The sequence below is a fragment of the Streptomyces aurantiaciflavus genome (assembly GCF_049808595.1).
Taxonomy (GTDB): Bacteria; Actinomycetota; Actinomycetes; order Streptomycetales; family Streptomycetaceae; genus Streptomyces.
On record NZ_JBNCAQ010000004.1, the window covers coordinates 325516 to 340628 of the forward strand.

Here is a 15113-nt window from a genome sequence, read left to right on the forward strand (position 1 = left end):
CCCACCCACCACCCGACTCGCTCGAACAAGAAGCAGCCGCCGCAGCCCACAGCCCACCCCGCCCGCCGGTCCCTGACGAGCGCCACACAGGCATCTCACCCCGCCCGCCGGTCCCTGACGAGCACCGCACAGGCATCTCACCCCGCCCGCCGGTCCCTGACGAGCGCCACACAGGCATCTCAGCCCGGCCGACGGTGCCCAACGAGCGCCGGTCAGGTACCTCAGCCCGTCCGGCGTTTGAGGACGAGGCCCGTTCAGGGCCGAAGCGGGGTGCGGGGCGGCAGCCCCGCAGGGGGCGCAGGGGCGCAGCCCCGCACGGGGTCCAAGGGCGGAGCCCCGGGGACGATGGGGCACAGCCCCGCACAGAGTCCAAGGGCGGAGCCCCCCGCAGGGGCGGAGCACCTCACGCAGGTCGCAGGTGCACGATGTCCCCCGCCCCCACCGGCTCCCGCACCCCCTCCCCCGTCGCGATCACCAGCCGCCCGTCCCCGTCCACAGCCACCGCCTCCCCCACAACAGCCCGCTCCCCCGGCAACTCGGCCCGCACCACCCGCCCCAACGTCGCGCACCCCGCCGCATAGGTCTCCTGCACGCCGCTCACCGCAGGATCACCCCCGGCCCCCCGCCACCGCCCGTACCACTCCTCCAACGCCCGCAGCACAGCCCGAAGCAACGGATCCCGATCCGTACTCACCGCCCCGGCCAGCGCCAGCGACCCCGCCTGCGGCACCGGCAGCTCCTCGGCCCGCAACGTGACGTTGACGCCGACGCCCAGCACCACCCCGTCCGCCCCGACCCGCTCCGCGAGGATCCCCCCGGCCTTGCGCTCCTCCCCGCCGACGGTCACCAACAGGTCGTTCGGCCACTTGAGCGCCGTATCCACCCCCGCGGCCCGCGACAGCCCCGTCGCCACCGCGATCCCCGTCAGCAGCGGCAGCCACCCCCACCGCTCCACGGGCACCTCGGCCGGCCTCAGGAGCACGGAGAAGAAGATCCCGGACCGCGCGGGCGCCGTCCACTGCCGGTCGAGCCGGCCGCGCCCGGAGGTCTGCTCCTCGGCGACCAGCACAGCCCCCTCCGCCGCCTTCCCCGCGGCCGCCAGAGCCACGAGGTCGGAGTTCGTGGACCCGGTCCGCTGCACCACGTCCACCCCGGTCCACAGCCCTCCCTCCCGCACCAGCCCCCGGCGCAGACTCGCGGCGTTGAGGGGCGGCCGTTCGAGATCGGCCCACCGGCTGCTGTTTGCTGAGTTTCCTGATGCATCTCGCGGCGTCATGCAAGCCACCCTAGGTGTGGTAAACGCCGCACTGCCGATGCAGAGGCACACCACTACGCTACGGATGAGTAACCGTCCCCCCTTTTGAGCAGGCAGGGAGCCGCATCCCGATGTCCGAGCCGGAAGAGATCGACATCCACACGACCGCGGGAAAGCTCGCGGATCTCCAGCGCCGCGTTCAGGAGGCGACGCACGCCGGCTCCACACGTGCCGTCGAGAAGCAGCACGCGAAGGGCAAGCTGACGGCCCGTGAGCGCATCGAACTCCTCCTCGACGAGGGGTCCTTCGTCGAGCTGGACGAGTTCGCCCGCCACCGCTCCACCAACTTCGGCCTCGACAAGAACCGCCCCTACGGGGACGGGGTCGTGACCGGATACGGGACCGTGGACGGCCGGCCCGTCGCCGTCTTCTCCCAGGACTTCACCGTCTTCGGCGGCGCCCTCGGCGAGGTCTACGGCCAGAAGATCGTCAAGGTCATGGACTTCGCGCTGAAGACCGGCTGCCCGGTCATCGGCATCAACGACTCCGGCGGCGCCCGCATCCAGGAGGGCGTGGCCTCGCTCGGCGCGTACGGCGAGATCTTCCGCCGCAACACGCACGCCAGCGGTGTCATCCCGCAGATCAGCCTGGTCGTCGGACCCTGCGCGGGCGGCGCGGTCTACTCCCCCGCGATCACCGACTTCACCGTGATGGTCGACCAGACCTCGCACATGTTCATCACCGGCCCGGACGTCATCAAGACGGTCACGGGCGAGGACGTCGGCTTCGAGGAGCTGGGCGGCGCCCGCACCCACAACTCCACGTCCGGTGTGGCGCACCACATGGCCGGCGACGAGAAGGACGCCATCGAGTACGTCAAGCAGTTGCTGTCGTACCTGCCGTCGAACAACCTCAGCGAGGCCCCGGTGTTCCCGGAGGAGGCGGACCTCTCCGTCACCGACGAGGACCTGGAGCTGGACACGCTCGTCCCGGACAGCGCGAACCAGCCGTACGACATGCACACGGTGATCGAGCACGTCCTGGACGACGCCGAGTTCTTCGAGACGCAGCCGCTGTTCGCGCCGAACATCCTCACCGGCTTCGGCCGCGTCGAGGGGCACCCGGTCGGGATCGTCGCGAACCAGCCGATGCAGTTCGCGGGCTGCCTGGACATCAAGGCGAGCGAGAAGGCCGCGCGCTTCGTGCGGACCTGCGACGCCTTCAACATCCCCGTCATCACCTTCGTCGACGTCCCGGGCTTCCTGCCCGGCGTCGACCAGGAGCACGACGGCATCATCCGCCGCGGCGCCAAGCTGATCTACGCCTACGCGGAGGCGACCGTCCCGCTGATCACGGTCATCACCCGCAAGGCCTTCGGCGGGGCGTACGACGTCATGGGCTCCAAGCACCTGGGCGCCGACCTCAACCTGGCCTGGCCGACCGCCCAGATCGCCGTCATGGGCGCCCAGGGCGCGGTCAACATCCTGCACCGCCGCACCATCGCGGAGGCCGAGGCGAACGGCGAGGATCTGGAGGCGGTGCGCGCCCGGCTGATCCAGGAGTACGAGGACACCCTCCTCAACCCCTACATCGCGGCCGAGCGCGGCTACATCGACGCCGTGGTCATGCCGTCCGACACTCGCCGCCACGTCGTGCGCGGCCTGCGTCAACTGCGTACCAAGCGGGAATCCCTGCCTCCGAAGAAGCACGGCAACATCCCCCTGTAAGGAGCCGCTGTGATCAAGGTCGTACGGGGCAACCCGACCCCTGAGGAGCTGGCCGCCGCACTGGCGGTGGTCAGGGCCCGCGCCGCGGCGGCGTCCACCACGCCACCCGGCGCACCGACGACGAAGGACGCCTGGTCCGACCCGTCGCGCATCGCGGGACACCGGCTGCCGCGACCGGGCCAGGCGTCCTGGGCCCGCACGTACTGGCCGAGCTGAGCGCAGCCCACCCGGGGGCGCGGGACCGTATCGACATGCGGCTCCGCGCGGCGGCGCGACAAGCCCCACCGGCCCGCGGTCGGAGAACCACCGACTGCGGGCCGAATACGCCGAATACACCGGATACGCCGGATACGCCGGATGCACCGGATGCGCCGAAGACATTGAGTACGCGTACTCAGGCGGCCCGGCGGCAGCCTCCCGCACCCTGGAACCATGCTGTGGTCCGACCCCGAGAACGAGCCGCCCAAGGAACTGCGCGACATGCAGGAGACCTTGCGGCGTCTCGGCCTCTTCCTGGCCCTGGCCATGATGCTGGCGATGATCGTGATCGGCCTCGGATGACGGAACCTGCCCGGACCGGCGTCAGCGCTACGCTGAGCCCATGACTGATCAGCCGCGCCGTCGACTCGTGCTCGCCTCCCAGTCCCCCGCCCGGCTGGGTCTGCTGCGGCAGGCCGGGCTCGACCCCGAGGTGATCGTGAGCGGGGTCGACGAGGACGCCGTCACCGCCCCCACCCCCGCCGAGCTGGCGCTCGCCCTCGCCGAGGCGAAGGCCTCCGTGGTGGCGGCGAAGCCGGAGGTCATGGGTGCTCTGGTGATCGGCTGCGACTCGGTCCTCGACCTGGACGGCGAGGCCCTCGGCAAGCCCGCGGACGCCGAGGAGGCCACCGCCCGCTGGAAGGCGATGCGCGGCCGCGCGGGCACGCTCCAGACCGGCCACTGCGTCTACGACACCACCAGCGGGCGCTACACCTCCGGCGTCGCCTCCACCGTGGTCCGCTTCGGGGAGCCGACGGACGAGGAGATCGCCGCGTACGTCGCCTCGGGCGAGCCGCTCTACGTCGCCGGGGCGTTCACCCTCGACGGCCGTTCGGCCCCGTTCATCGACGGCATCGACGGCGACCACGGCAACGTCATCGGTATCAGCCTGCCCCTCCTGCGGCGGCTGCTGGCCGAACTGGGGGTCGGCATCACGGAGTTGTGGGCGCCGTCGGCGGAGTGATCGGGGCGGGACCCTCGTTCTTCGGCCCGTCGTCCTGTGATCCGCCGTCCTGCGGCCCGCCGTCCCTGGATCCGCCGTCCTGCGGGCCGGCGTCACGGGGTTCCGCGGCGCCCGCGCCCTCCTGCCGGTCGTAGCCCATCAGCAGCAGCACGATGAGCGCGAGCACGACCACCATGAACAGGAACGCCGGCCAGCCCACGAGCCCCCAGACGAACGCGCCCAGCAGGCCGTGCACCACCGCGGCGCTGATCAGCAGGACGCGGCCGAGGCCGGCCGGCGGGCGGCCCCGCAGCGCCACCAGCAGGGCGACCAGACCGCACAGGGCGAAGTAGAGACCGAAGACGATCCCGCCGATCTTCGAGGACGTCGACATCGTGTCCGGGTCCAGGCCCGCCAGGGACATGTCCTGCCGGTCCACGACGATCCCGAGGAACCAGTTCAGCGCGGCGACACCGAGTGCCTCCGCGAAGAGCACGACCGCCACGATCGCTGCCACCGGTCTGCGCACCACCGGTCCCCACCCACTTTCGACCCAGCCCCGAGCAGGACTGCTGTTACCTCAAGTACGTTCGAGACATCGTGAACGCTACTAACGGGTAAACCCCGGGACAAGGGTTCCGGCCGCAGCAAAGAATCGTTGGGCCATTCGTAGGGACTCCACAAAGAAACAGAGTGGGCCGCAGCACGCCTTCACAGAGACCTTGACCACAGTGGAGGGCTAGGGTTTCCGGGAGGAGTGCTGCGTACGGCGGTACTACAAGGGATTTCGCGGTCGAGTGAGCCTCGCATCACGCTCCGTGTGGGCAAGCTCACCTTTGGGGACGGGTCGAAGTGCCGTGTCGGCAGTCCCTAAACTCGGCTTGTTTCAAGGAGGGAGCCTCAATCGTGCGCAAGGTGCTCATCGCCAACCGTGGCGAAATCGCAGTCCGCGTGGCCCGGGCATGCCGGGATGCCGGTATCGCGAGCGTTGCCGTGTACGCAGACCCGGATCGGGACGCTCTGCATGTCCGCGCCGCGGATGAGGCGTTCGCCCTGGGCGGTGACACGCCGGGCACCAGCTATCTCGACATCGAGAAGGTGCTGAACGCCGCGCGTGAGTCGGGCGCGGACGCCATCCACCCCGGCTACGGCTTCCTCTCGGAGAACGCCGAATTCGCCCAGGCGGTGCTGGACGCGGGCCTGATCTGGATCGGCCCGCCCCCGCAGGCCATCCGCGACCTCGGCGACAAGGTGGCGGCCCGCCACATCGCCCAGCGCGCGGGCGCGCCCCTGGTGGCCGGTACGCCCGACCCGGTGTCCGGCGCCGAGGAGGTCGTGGCCTTCGCCAAGGAGCACGGCCTGCCGATCGCGATCAAGGCCGCCTTCGGTGGCGGCGGGCGCGGTCTGAAGGTGGCCCGCACCCTCGAAGAGGTCCCCGAGCTGTACGACTCCGCGGTGCGCGAGGCCGTCGCCGCCTTCGGCCGGGGCGAGTGCTTCGTCGAGCGCTACCTGGACAAGCCGCGGCACGTGGAGACCCAGTGCCTGGCCGACAGCCACGGCAACGTGGTGGTCGTCTCCACCCGTGACTGCTCGCTGCAGCGCCGCCACCAGAAGCTGGTCGAGGAGGCCCCGGCGCCGTTCCTGTCCGACGAGCAGGTCGCGGAGCTGTACTCCTCCTCCAAGGCCATCCTGAAGGAGGCCGGCTACGTCGGCGCCGGCACGGTGGAGTTCCTCGTCGGCAACGACGGCACGATCTCGTTCCTCGAGGTCAACACCCGTCTCCAGGTCGAGCACCCGGTCACCGAGGAGGTCGCCGGCATCGACCTGGTGCGCGAGATGTTCCGCATCGCCGACGGCGAGGAACTCGGCTACGACGACCCGCCGCTGCGCGGCCACTCCTTCGAGTTCCGCATCAACGGCGAGGACCCGGGCCGCAACTTCCTCCCCGCCCCCGGCACGGTCACCACGTTCGACGCGCCGTCCGGCCCGGGCGTGCGCCTAGACGCGGGTGTGGAGTCGGGCTCGGTCATCGGTCCGGCCTGGGACTCCCTGCTGGCGAAGCTGATCGTCACCGGCCGCACCCGTAAGGAGGCCCTGCAGCGGGCCTCTCGGGCCCTGGCCGAGTTCCAGGTCGAGGGCATGGCCACGGCGATCCCGTTCCACCGCGCGGTCGTCACCGACCCGGCGTTCGCCCCCGAGCTGACCGGCTCCACCGACCCGTTCACGGTCCACACCCGCTGGATCGAGACCGAGTTCGTCAACGAGATCAAGCCCTTCACCGCCCCCGCCGACGCGGAGACGGACGAGGAGCCCGGCCGCGAGACGGTCGTCGTCGAGGTCGGCGGCAAGCGTCTCGAGGTCTCCCTGCCGTCCTCCCTCGGCATGTCGCTGGCCCGCACCGGCCTCGCGGCGGGCGCCAAGCCCAAGCGCCGCGCGGCGAAGAAGTCCGGCCCCGTCGCCTCGGGCGACACCCTCGCCTCCCCGATGCAGGGCACGATCGTCAAGGTCGCCGTCGAGGAGGGCCAGGAGGTCCAGGAGGGCGACCTGATCGTCGTCCTGGAGGCCATGAAGATGGAGCAGCCGCTGAACGCGCACCGCTCCGGCACGATCAAGGGCCTGTCCGCGGAGGTGGGCGCGTCGATCACGTCCGGCGCGGCGATCTGCGAGATCAAGGACTGACACACCGGGATCGAATACGGCGTCGAGGCGCTCGGCGGGCTGGAGCAACGGCCCGCCGGGCGCCTCGCCCGTTGTGCGCGGCGCGCGGCCGGCCGGAAGCGTGCCGGGTGATCACCAGACCCGCGGGGTCGCATCCGGTGGTGGCAGGCAGGGCGAAGGAGATCGGGGGATGCCGGGCTACGGGCCGGAGACGAACCCGGCCACGTCGACGGGCGGGGTCGCGGTGATCGGCGGCCGCCCGGTGCCGAGGGCGGCTGTCCCCCAAGGGCCCGGCTTCCAGGGGCCCGGCTTCGAGGAGCGCGCCATGACGGCGACGGACTCACCCGCCGCACGTCCGCCCCGCTGACTCCGTGGCGTCCCCGGGCGTCCCGTCGGACGGCTTCGCCGCCCCTGGGGCGACGGTACGGCCCGCGCGCCCACCGCATGAGGCCTGCGTACGGTCCTCACCAGCACGTCGGCCACAGGGCGCAGGTTGGTCGCTCGGGGTCGCCGTCGCACCGGTACGGGGTGCCGGCGGCGGGCTCAGCGGCGGCGGAGGTCGGCCACCCGGGCCCGCTCCCCGCCCGGGGGCTGTTCGCCGAGGACCGTGGCGGCGCGCAGGCCTGCCGAGGCGCCCGGGACCTGGCCGCGGCGGGGGGCCGGGAGAGGCACGTCCCGGCGCTGCTGCTGGCGGCGCGCCGGGACCGCTTCACCCCCCGGGTTTCCCTGCGCCCCGGCCACGGCGATCTGCACCCCCTGGTCCGCCAGGGCCTGCAGCTCGGTCTGGGCGCGGTCGTCGTGGGCGGGCGGCTCGTCCGTGACCAGGCGGGTGATGACGTCGGTCGGGACGGTCTGGAACATCGTGTCGGTGCCGAGCTTGGTGTGGTCGGCGAGGACGACGACCTCGGCGGCGGCCTGCACGAGGGCCCGGTCGACCGATGCGGAGAGCATGTTGGACGTGGACAGGCCGCGTTCGGCGGTCAGTCCGCTTCCGGAGAGGAAGGCCCGGGAGACGCGCAGGCCCTGGAGGGACTGTTCGGCTCCGCTGCCGACGAGGGCGTAGTTGGAGCCTCTGAGGGTGCCGCCGGTCATCACGACCTCCACCCGGTTGGCGTGGGCCAGCGCCTGGGCGACCAACAGGGAGTTGGTGACGACCGTGAGGCCGGGCACCCGGGCGAGCCGGCGGGCCAGCTCCTGGGTGGTGGTACCCGCCCCGACCACGATGGCCTCGCCCTCTTCCACGAAGTTGGCGGCGAGGTCGGCGATGGCGGTCTTCTCGGCGGTCGCGAGATGGGACTTCTGCGGAAAGCCGGACTCCCGCGTGAAACCGCCCGGCAGTACCGCACCGCCGTGCCGGCGGTCGAGGAGTCCTTCTGCCTCCAGTGCGCGCACGTCCCGCCGTACGGTCACTTCGGAGGTCTGGACGACGCGGGCGAGCTCACGGAGCGACACGGCCCCGTTCGCTCGCACCATTTCGAGGATCAATTGGCGACGTTCTGCAGCGAACACGAAACTGACAGTAACGCGGGCGACCGTCTGCTTTCAGCTCTTTGCGCCGAATAGCAGAAGTTGTTCGCACAGTGGGGCGCGAGGTGGTATAGGAGCCTAGTTCCGGCGCCTATGCCACCCGCACGGGCCACAACTCCCCGTGACCAGCGGGAAGTTGCCGCCGGCCGCCCGAGAGGGCTAGGGCCTGTTGCGAAAGTGGCGCCTGCCGCCCGACGCCCGGCACGCACTCTCGCCGCACCGCCCGAAAGCCCGAGTACGCCCAGTACGAGGGCTTCCGGGCGGCACGCCGAGAGCACGCACCGGACGCCGCGCGGCCGCCCTTCGGGCGACGACGCCACTTTCGCAACCGGCCCTAGAGCTCGCCGCCCGACTTCCTCGTGTGCAACTGCCGTGCCACCTCGGCGATCGAGCCCGAAAGGGACGGGTACACGGTGAAGGCGTTCGCGATCTGTTCGACCGTCAGATTGTTGTCGACGGCGATCGAGATGGGGTGGATCAGTTCCGAGGCGCGCGGCGCGACGACTACACCGCCGACGACGATCCCGGTGCCCGGCCGGCAGAAGATCTTGACGAAGCCGTCGCGGATGCCCTGCATCTTCGCGCGCGGGTTGCGCAGGAGGGGCAGCTTGACCACCCGCGCGTCGATCTTGCCCGCGTCCACGTCGGCCTGGGTGTAGCCGACGGTGGCGATCTCGGGGTCGGTGAAGACGTTGGAGGAGACGGTCTTGAGGTTGAGCGGGGCCACCGCGTCGCCGAGGAAGTGGTACATGGCGATACGGCCCTGCATGGCGGCGACGGAGGCGAGGGCGAAGACACCGGTCACGTCACCGGCCGCGTACACGCCGGGGGCCGTCGTCCGGGAGACCTTGTCGGTCCAGATGTGCCCGGACTCGCGGACCCGGACGCCCGCCTCCTCCAGGCCGAGGCCCGCGCTGTTCGGGACGGCGCCCACGGCCATCAGGCAGTGCGAGCCGGTGATGACACGGCCGTCGGCGAGGGTGACCTCGACGCGGTCGCCGACGCGCTTGGCGGACTGGGCGCGCGAGCGGGCCATGACGTTCATACCGCGACGCCGGAAGACGTCCTCGAGGACGGCGGCGGCGTCCGGGTCCTCGCCCGGCAGCACGCGGTCACGGGACGACACGAGGGTGACCTTGGAGCCGAGGGCCTGGTAGGCGCCGGCGAACTCGGCGCCCGTCACACCCGACCCGACCACGATGAGCTCCTCGGGCAGCTCACGGAGGTCGTAGACCTGGGTCCAGTTGAGGATGCGCTCGCCGTCGGGCTGGGCGTCGGGCAGCTCGCGGGGGTGACCGCCGGTGGCGAGGAGGACGGCGTCGGCGACGAGGGTCTCCTCGGTGCCGTCGGCGGCGGTGACCACGACCTTGCGGGAGCCGTCGAGGGCCTGCATGCCCTCCAGCCGGCCCCGGCCGCGCAGGACACGGGCGCCCGCGCGGGTGACGGAGGCGGTGATGTCGTGCGACTGGGCGAGCGCGAGCCGCTTCACCCGTCGGTTGACCTTGTCGAGGTCCACGCCGACCACCCGGGCGGCCTGCTCCAGCGGCGGGGTGTCGTCGGCGACGATGATCCCCAGCTCCTCGTAGGAGGAGTCGAAGGTGGTCATCACCTCTGCCGTGGCGATCAGGGTCTTCGACGGCACGCAGTCGGTCAGCACCGACGCCCCGCCCAGACCGTCGCAGTCGACGACGGTCACCTCCGCGCCGAGCTGCGCGGCCACCAGCGCCGCTTCGTAGCCGCCGGGTCCGCCACCGATGATCACGATCCGAGTCACGTACCCCATTGTCCCGCACGCTTCAACGTACGACTGCCTCGGGGGGCCGGGCGGCGGTACCGCCAGGTGCCGCAGCGACGCCGGACGACGCAAGTGACGTCCGTTCGAGCTGCCGTACCCTCGTCGCATGTCGCTCTACGCCGCGTACGCCGGCAACCTCGACGCGCGGCTGATGACCCGCCGCGCCCCGCACTCGCCGTTGCGCGCGACGGGCTGGCTGAACGGCTGGCGGCTCACCTTCGGCGGCGAGCACATGGGCTGGGAGGGCGCCCTGGCGACGCTCGTGGAGGACCCCCTCTCCCAGGTCTTCGTCGCGCTGTACGACCTCGCGCCGATGGACGAGGACTCGCTGGACCGCTGGGAGGGCGTCGGCCTCGGCATCTACCGCCGGCTCCGGGTACGGGTGCACACCCTGGACGGCGAGACGGCCGCCTGGGTGTACGTCCTGAACAGCTACGAGGGCGGCCTGCCGTCGGCCCGGTACCTCGGAGAGGTCGCGGACGCGGCGGAGTCGGCCGGAGCACCACACGATTACGTGATGGAGCTACGGAAGCGTCCCTGCTGAAGGCACCCGACCTAGACTTGGTCGGGACCGACACACGGACGGGAGGGCGCGATGACCGGCAGGACCGCGTACACGGTCTACTACACCGAGCAGGCGGCAGCGGCACGGGACCGACTCGACGAGCAGCAGCGCGCCGCCTTCGACAAGGGCATCACGATGCTGGCCGCCGACCCCTTCCCGGACCTGTCCCGGCCGATAAGCTCCACCGGGGACGACCGGACCATCCGGCTGACGCAGAACATCCTCATCGAGTACACGGTCAGCGTGGGCCGACTGCTGATCTTCATCATCGAAGTCTTCAACGACAAGGACATCTTCGTCACGGGCGAGTGACGCCCGGCCTCCGCCCCTGGTTGGAAACGACAAGACAACGATCGCCATCCCGTGGGCTCCGGCATCTACGCGCGTAGGCAGAGACCGGCTACCCTCATCGGCGTGAACGCATCTCTTCTCCCGGACGACATCCAGGGCGACCCGTACGCCGCCGCCGACGCCGCCGCCGCGCGACTGCGCGAACTGACGGGCGCCGAGACCCACGACGTCGCCCTCGTGATGGGCTCGGGCTGGGCCCCGGCCGTGGACGCACTGGGCGCGCCCGACGCCGAGTTCCAGGTCACCGAGCTGCCCGGTTTCCCGCCGCCGGCGGTCGAGGGGCACGGCGGCAAGATCCGCTCGTACAAGATCGGCGAGAAGCGCGCGCTGGTCTTCCTGGGCCGCACGCACTACTACGAGGGCCGTGGTGTGGCCGCCGTCGCGCACGGCGTCCGTACGGCGGTGGCGGCCGGCAGCAAGACGATCGTGCTGACCAACGGCTGCGGGGGTCTGCGTGAGGGCATGCGGCCCGGGCAGCCGGTCCTGATCAGCGACCACATCAACCTCACGGCGACCTCGCCGATCGTCGGCGCGAACTTCGTCGACCTCACCGATCTGTACTCGCCGCGGCTGCGGACGCTGTGCAAGGAGATCGACGCCACGCTGGAGGAGGGGGTGTACGCGCAGTTCCCCGGCCCGCACTACGAGACCCCGGCGGAGATCCGGATGGCCCGGGTGATCGGTGCCGACCTGGTGGGGATGTCGACCGTCCTCGAGGCGATCGCCGCACGGGAGGCCGGTGCGGAGGTGCTGGGCATCTCCCTCGTCACCAACCTCGCCGCCGGCATGACCGGTGAGCCGCTGAACCACGAAGAGGTCCTCCAGGCGGGGCGGGACAGCGCGACGCGGATGGGGTCCCTGCTGGCGCAGGTGCTGGGCCGCCTGTAGGGCCTCTGCCCCCACGACCCCGCCAGGGGGCTCCGCCCCCTGGCCCCCGCCTGCGCCCACCACCCGACTCGGTCGGTCAGGAAGCACCACAACCAACCACCCCGGACCACCCCGTCCGGCATCGGCTTTCGAGCGCCGGCCGGGCGATCGAGCCTGTCCGGCGTTTTCTTGAGAACGCGTTTTCTTGAGAACGAGGCCCGTCCAGGGCCGAAGCGGGGGTCCGGGGGTGCAGCCCCCGGGGGCGGGAAGGGTAGGGGCGGCGGGGGCGAGGAAACTCACCACACTCACGAGAGGTTGACCGACCGTGCACCACGATCTCGACGATCTCCTCGTCCGCGCCCAGTCCTGGCTGGCCGAGGACCCCGACCCGGACACCCGCGAGGAACTCGCGAAGCTCCTCGACGCCGGCGACCGCGCCGAACTCGCCGCCCGCTTCTCCGGCACCCTGCAGTTCGGCACCGCCGGCCTCCGGGGCGAGCTCGGCGCCGGCCCGATGCGCATGAACCGTGCCGTCGTGATCCGCGCCGCCGCCGGCCTGGCCGCGTACCTCAAGGCGAAGGGCGGGCAGGACGGCCTGGTCGTCATCGGGTACGACGCCCGCCACAAGTCCGCGGAGTTCGCCCAGGACACGGCCTCCGTGATGACGGGCGCGGGCCTGCGCGCGGCCGTGCTGCCCCGCCCGCTGCCGACCCCCGTCCTGGCGTACGCCATCAGGCACCTGGGCGCGGTCGCCGGCGTCGAGGTCACCGCCAGCCACAACCCGCCCCGGGACAACGGCTACAAGGTGTACCTGGGCGACGGCTCGCAGATCGTCCCGCCGGCGGACGCGGAGATCGCCGCCGAGATCGCGGCCGTACGGTCCCTCGACGACGTCCCGCGGCCCACCACCGGCTGGGAGCTCCTGGACGAGTCCGTCCTCGAGGCCTACCTCGCCCGCACCGACGCCGTACTGGCGGAGGGCTCCCCGCGCACCGCCCGCACCGTCTACACGGCGATGCACGGCGTCGGCAAGGACGTCCTGCTCGCCGCGTTCGCCCGTGCCGGGTTCCCGGAGCCCGCGCTCGTCGCCGAGCAGGCGGAACCCGACCCGGACTTCCCGACCGTCGCCTTCCCGAACCCGGAAGAGCCCGGCGCCATGGACCTCGCCTTCGCGAAGGCCCGTGCGACCGACCCCGACCTGGTCATCGCCAACGACCCGGACGCCGACCGCTGTGCCGTGGCCGTCAAGGACGGCGGGGAATGGCGGATGCTGCGCGGTGACGAGGTCGGCGCGCTGCTCGCGGCCCATCTCGTCCAGCGCGGGGCGCGCGGCACCTTCGCCGAGTCGATCGTCTCCTCCTCCCTCCTCGGCCGTATCGCCGAGAAGGCCGGGCTGCCCTACGAGGAGACCCTCACCGGCTTCAAGTGGATCGCCCGCGTCGACGGCCTGCGCTACGGCTACGAGGAGGCGCTCGGCTACTGCGTCGACCCCGAGGGCGTGCGCGACAAGGACGGCATCACGGCCGCCCTGCTGATCACCGAGCTCGCCTCCCAGCAGAGGGAGCAGGGCCGCACCCTGCTCGACCTGCTCGACGATCTCGCCGTCGAGCACGGCCTGCACGCCACCGACCAGCTCTCGGTGCGGGTGGAGGACCTCTCCGTCATCGCCGCCGCCATGCGACGGCTGCGCGAACAGCCGCCGACCGAGCTCGCCGGTCTCGCCATCACCCGCGCCGAGGACCTGACCCGGGGCACCGACCAGCTCCCGCCCACGGACGGCCTGCGCTACACCCTCGACGGCGCGCGCGTCATCGTCCGGCCCAGCGGTACGGAGCCGAAGCTGAAGTGCTACCTGGAAGTCGTCGTGCCGGTCGCCTCGCACGACGGTCTCCCGGCGGCCCGGGCGAGGGCGGCCGAGCTGCTCGCGGCCGTCAAGCGGGACCTGGCGGCGGCCGCCGGTATCTGAGGCGTACGCGAGGGGTGCCTCCGGCCGACGGCGGGTGGCACCCCCACCGGGTGATCGCGCGGGACGGCGGGCGTTCGGTGGGTCTGCGGCCTGTGGGCAGCTCAGGTATGTACGGCTCCCGGAACCGCAGCCCACCCAGCCCCGGACACATTCCTCCGGCGGCCCCGGCGTCCGGCACAAGCCCGCCGCCCCCGCAGCTCCGGGTCCCGGCGCCCCCACCTCACCCCACAGCCAGCAAGATCCCCAGCACCACAGCTCCCGCGACCGCCGGCCCCACGATCTCCCACGCCCACCGCACGGTCACCTCTCCCTGCGCGCTCTCCTCCTTCTGCCGCACCTCCCACAGCTCTCGCAGCTCATGCATGATCTTGTCGCTCTCGGCCCGCACCGGCCCCTCCGGGAGCGCGGCGCCCGAGGCGGAACCAGGGCTCCCGAAGCCTCCGAGGCCGCCGAACCCGCCGAGTCCCCCGGCCCCCCGGCCACCGCGTCCCCTGGCTCCCCGGCCACTGCCCCCCTGCCGCTCGGCGGCCCGCTCCGCCTCGATCCGGGTCTCCTGCCGGACCGCCTTCTTGCGCGCCCGCAGCGAGACGGGGATCGACCACAGCTGGTACTTCTTCCCCGAGGTGGCGACGGCGTCGTTGGTGTAGCCGGACCGCAGCGAGGCGACCTGCCCCCAGGGCAGCACGATCACCCGGAAGGGATTGCGCACCCGCAGCCGGTCCTGTCCCGCGAACACGGCCGGCCGCAGCGTGAACGCGACGATCAGCGGCACCAGCAGGATCAGCGTCGCGAGCGCGAGCCAGGGCGTGCGCCCGTCCCCCGCGACGATCGCGTCGATGCCGAGCCAGCCGACGAGCGCGAGCAGCAGCACGCCGCCGGCCATGCCCGCGGGCGACCGGTAGATGCGGTCCTTGGACTCGGGGGCCGGGGGCTGCGGTGCTGGTGACTGGTCTTCCGGGCTCGTCATGGTCCCGATTCTGCCGCAGCCCGCGACGCCGGGCCGACCCGCCCGTCCCCGTGGGGGATCCGTCCCCGCTCCTGTCGAAGGGCAGCCGTCGGGGTGTACAGCCGCTACGCGCGTAGATATGCTCGTCTGGTGACCATGCCCACCAATGCACCCACCGCGGCCCACGCCCTCGCGGACGTCACCACGTCCGACAGCACGCTGCGCCGCTTCCTCCACGGGCTGCCCGGCGTCGAC

At 72.0% G+C, this 15113-nt stretch carries 15 protein-coding genes and 1 pseudogene; 11 read left to right on the forward strand and 5 right to left on the reverse strand.

Annotated features, from left to right (window positions below; translation table 11 throughout):
* Positions 1 to 403: 403 nt before the first annotated feature.
* Positions 404 to 1276, reverse strand: a complete 873-nt coding sequence (locus tag ACPT94_RS06480; protein ID WP_360350187.1) for a biotin--[acetyl-CoA-carboxylase] ligase — start codon at positions 1274 to 1276, stop codon at positions 404 to 406.
* A 110-nt stretch (positions 1277 to 1386) separates the two neighbouring features.
* On the opposite strand from ACPT94_RS06480, the gene ACPT94_RS06485 reads away from it, so the two are divergent.
* From ACPT94_RS06485 to ACPT94_RS06500, 4 genes are all read left to right on the forward strand, one after another.
* Positions 1387 to 2982 (forward strand): acyl-CoA carboxylase subunit beta, encoded by a 1596-nt coding sequence (locus ACPT94_RS06485; protein ID WP_360350184.1) that lies wholly within the window; start codon positions 1387 to 1389, stop codon positions 2980 to 2982.
* Between the two features lie 9 nt (positions 2983 to 2991).
* The gene (locus ACPT94_RS06490) at positions 2992 to 3198 is read left to right on the forward strand and encodes an acyl-CoA carboxylase epsilon subunit (RefSeq protein WP_360350180.1); all 207 of its coding nucleotides are present in this window, start codon (positions 2992 to 2994) and stop codon (positions 3196 to 3198) included.
* Positions 3199 to 3414: 216 nt separating this feature from the next.
* Entirely contained in the window at positions 3415 to 3543 is a 129-nt protein-coding gene (gene mmpB / locus ACPT94_RS06495; RefSeq protein ID WP_360350177.1) for a morphogenic membrane protein MmpB, read from the forward strand.
* Positions 3544 to 3583: 40 nt separating this feature from the next.
* Positions 3584 to 4204 (forward strand): Maf family protein, encoded by a 621-nt coding sequence (locus tag ACPT94_RS06500; protein WP_360350174.1) that lies wholly within the window; start codon positions 3584 to 3586, stop codon positions 4202 to 4204.
* Here the strand turns inward: ACPT94_RS06500 and ACPT94_RS06505 are convergent.
* Positions 4173 to 4715 (reverse strand): hypothetical protein, encoded by a 543-nt coding sequence (locus ACPT94_RS06505; RefSeq protein WP_360350171.1) that lies wholly within the window; start codon positions 4713 to 4715, stop codon positions 4173 to 4175. The two genes, ACPT94_RS06500 and ACPT94_RS06505, sit on opposite strands and share 32 nt — an antisense overlap.
* A 374-nt stretch (positions 4716 to 5089) precedes the next feature.
* On the opposite strand from ACPT94_RS06505, the gene ACPT94_RS06510 reads away from it, so the two are divergent.
* Together ACPT94_RS06510 and ACPT94_RS06515 are read left to right on the forward strand one after the other, a co-directional pair.
* Positions 5090 to 6862, forward strand: coding sequence for an acetyl/propionyl/methylcrotonyl-CoA carboxylase subunit alpha (locus ACPT94_RS06510; protein ID WP_360350168.1), 1773 nt, complete (start codon positions 5090 to 5092; stop codon positions 6860 to 6862).
* 169 nt (positions 6863 to 7031) lie between these two features.
* The gene (locus tag ACPT94_RS06515) at positions 7032 to 7208 is read left to right on the forward strand and encodes a hypothetical protein (RefSeq protein WP_360350165.1); all 177 of its coding nucleotides are present in this window, start codon (positions 7032 to 7034) and stop codon (positions 7206 to 7208) included.
* 176 nt (positions 7209 to 7384) lie between these two features.
* Here ACPT94_RS06515 and ACPT94_RS06520 read toward each other — a convergent pair whose 3' ends face one another.
* A complete protein-coding gene (locus tag ACPT94_RS06520; RefSeq protein WP_360350162.1) occupies positions 7385 to 8350 on the reverse strand; it encodes a DeoR/GlpR family DNA-binding transcription regulator in 966 nt (321 codons plus the stop codon).
* Positions 8351 to 8702: 352 nt separating this feature from the next.
* Positions 8703 to 10151, reverse strand: a complete 1449-nt coding sequence (locus ACPT94_RS06525; RefSeq protein WP_360334748.1) for an NAD(P)H-quinone dehydrogenase — start codon at positions 10149 to 10151, stop codon at positions 8703 to 8705.
* A gap of 118 nt (positions 10152 to 10269) precedes the next feature.
* On the opposite strand from ACPT94_RS06525, the gene ACPT94_RS06530 reads away from it, so the two are divergent.
* From ACPT94_RS06530 to ACPT94_RS06545, 4 genes are all read left to right on the forward strand, one after another.
* Positions 10270 to 10707, forward strand: a complete 438-nt coding sequence (locus tag ACPT94_RS06530; RefSeq protein ID WP_425245322.1) for a gamma-glutamylcyclotransferase family protein — start codon at positions 10270 to 10272, stop codon at positions 10705 to 10707.
* A 51-nt stretch (positions 10708 to 10758) separates the two neighbouring features.
* Positions 10759 to 11040: a type II toxin-antitoxin system RelE family toxin gene (locus ACPT94_RS06535; protein ID WP_360334754.1), complete on the forward strand. Its 282-nt coding sequence runs from the start codon at positions 10759 to 10761 to the stop codon at positions 11038 to 11040.
* A gap of 102 nt (positions 11041 to 11142) precedes the next feature.
* Positions 11143 to 11967 (forward strand): purine-nucleoside phosphorylase, encoded by an 825-nt coding sequence (locus ACPT94_RS06540; RefSeq protein WP_360334757.1) that lies wholly within the window; start codon positions 11143 to 11145, stop codon positions 11965 to 11967.
* A gap of 304 nt (positions 11968 to 12271) precedes the next feature.
* Positions 12272 to 13912: a phospho-sugar mutase gene (locus tag ACPT94_RS06545; protein ID WP_425245323.1), complete on the forward strand. Its 1641-nt coding sequence runs from the start codon at positions 12272 to 12274 to the stop codon at positions 13910 to 13912.
* A gap of 220 nt (positions 13913 to 14132) precedes the next feature.
* Here the strand turns inward: ACPT94_RS06545 and ACPT94_RS06550 are convergent, their stop codons facing one another.
* On the reverse strand, positions 14133 to 14879 hold the full coding sequence (locus ACPT94_RS06550; RefSeq protein WP_360334763.1) for a PH domain-containing protein: 747 nt from the start codon (positions 14877 to 14879) through the stop codon (positions 14133 to 14135).
* Positions 14880 to 15014: 135 nt separating this feature from the next.
* Between ACPT94_RS06550 and ACPT94_RS06555 the strand changes: the two are divergent.
* Positions 15015 to 15113, forward strand: a pseudogene (locus tag ACPT94_RS06555) (deoxyribose-phosphate aldolase); the annotation flags it as partial.

Excerpts from the sequence above, each read along its gene's own strand:
- ACPT94_RS06480 (WP_360350187.1), bottom strand. The coding sequence starts at position 1,276 with ATGACGCCGCGAGATGCATCAGGAAACTCAGCAAACAGCAGCCGGTGG.
- ACPT94_RS06485 (WP_360350184.1), top strand. The coding sequence starts at position 1,387 with ATGTCCGAGCCGGAAGAGATCGACATCCACACGACCGCGGGAAAGCTC.
- mmpB (WP_360350177.1), top strand. The coding sequence starts at position 3,415 with ATGCTGTGGTCCGACCCCGAGAACGAGCCGCCCAAGGAACTGCGCGAC.
- ACPT94_RS06500 (WP_360350174.1), top strand. The coding sequence starts at position 3,584 with ATGACTGATCAGCCGCGCCGTCGACTCGTGCTCGCCTCCCAGTCCCCC.
- ACPT94_RS06515 (WP_360350165.1), top strand. The coding sequence starts at position 7,032 with ATGCCGGGCTACGGGCCGGAGACGAACCCGGCCACGTCGACGGGCGGG.
- ACPT94_RS06525 (WP_360334748.1), bottom strand. The coding sequence starts at position 10,151 with ATGGGGTACGTGACTCGGATCGTGATCATCGGTGGCGGACCCGGCGGC.
- ACPT94_RS06530 (WP_425245322.1), top strand. The coding sequence starts at position 10,270 with ATGTCGCTCTACGCCGCGTACGCCGGCAACCTCGACGCGCGGCTGATG.
- ACPT94_RS06535 (WP_360334754.1), top strand. The coding sequence starts at position 10,759 with ATGACCGGCAGGACCGCGTACACGGTCTACTACACCGAGCAGGCGGCA.
- ACPT94_RS06550 (WP_360334763.1), bottom strand. The coding sequence starts at position 14,879 with ATGACGAGCCCGGAAGACCAGTCACCAGCACCGCAGCCCCCGGCCCCC.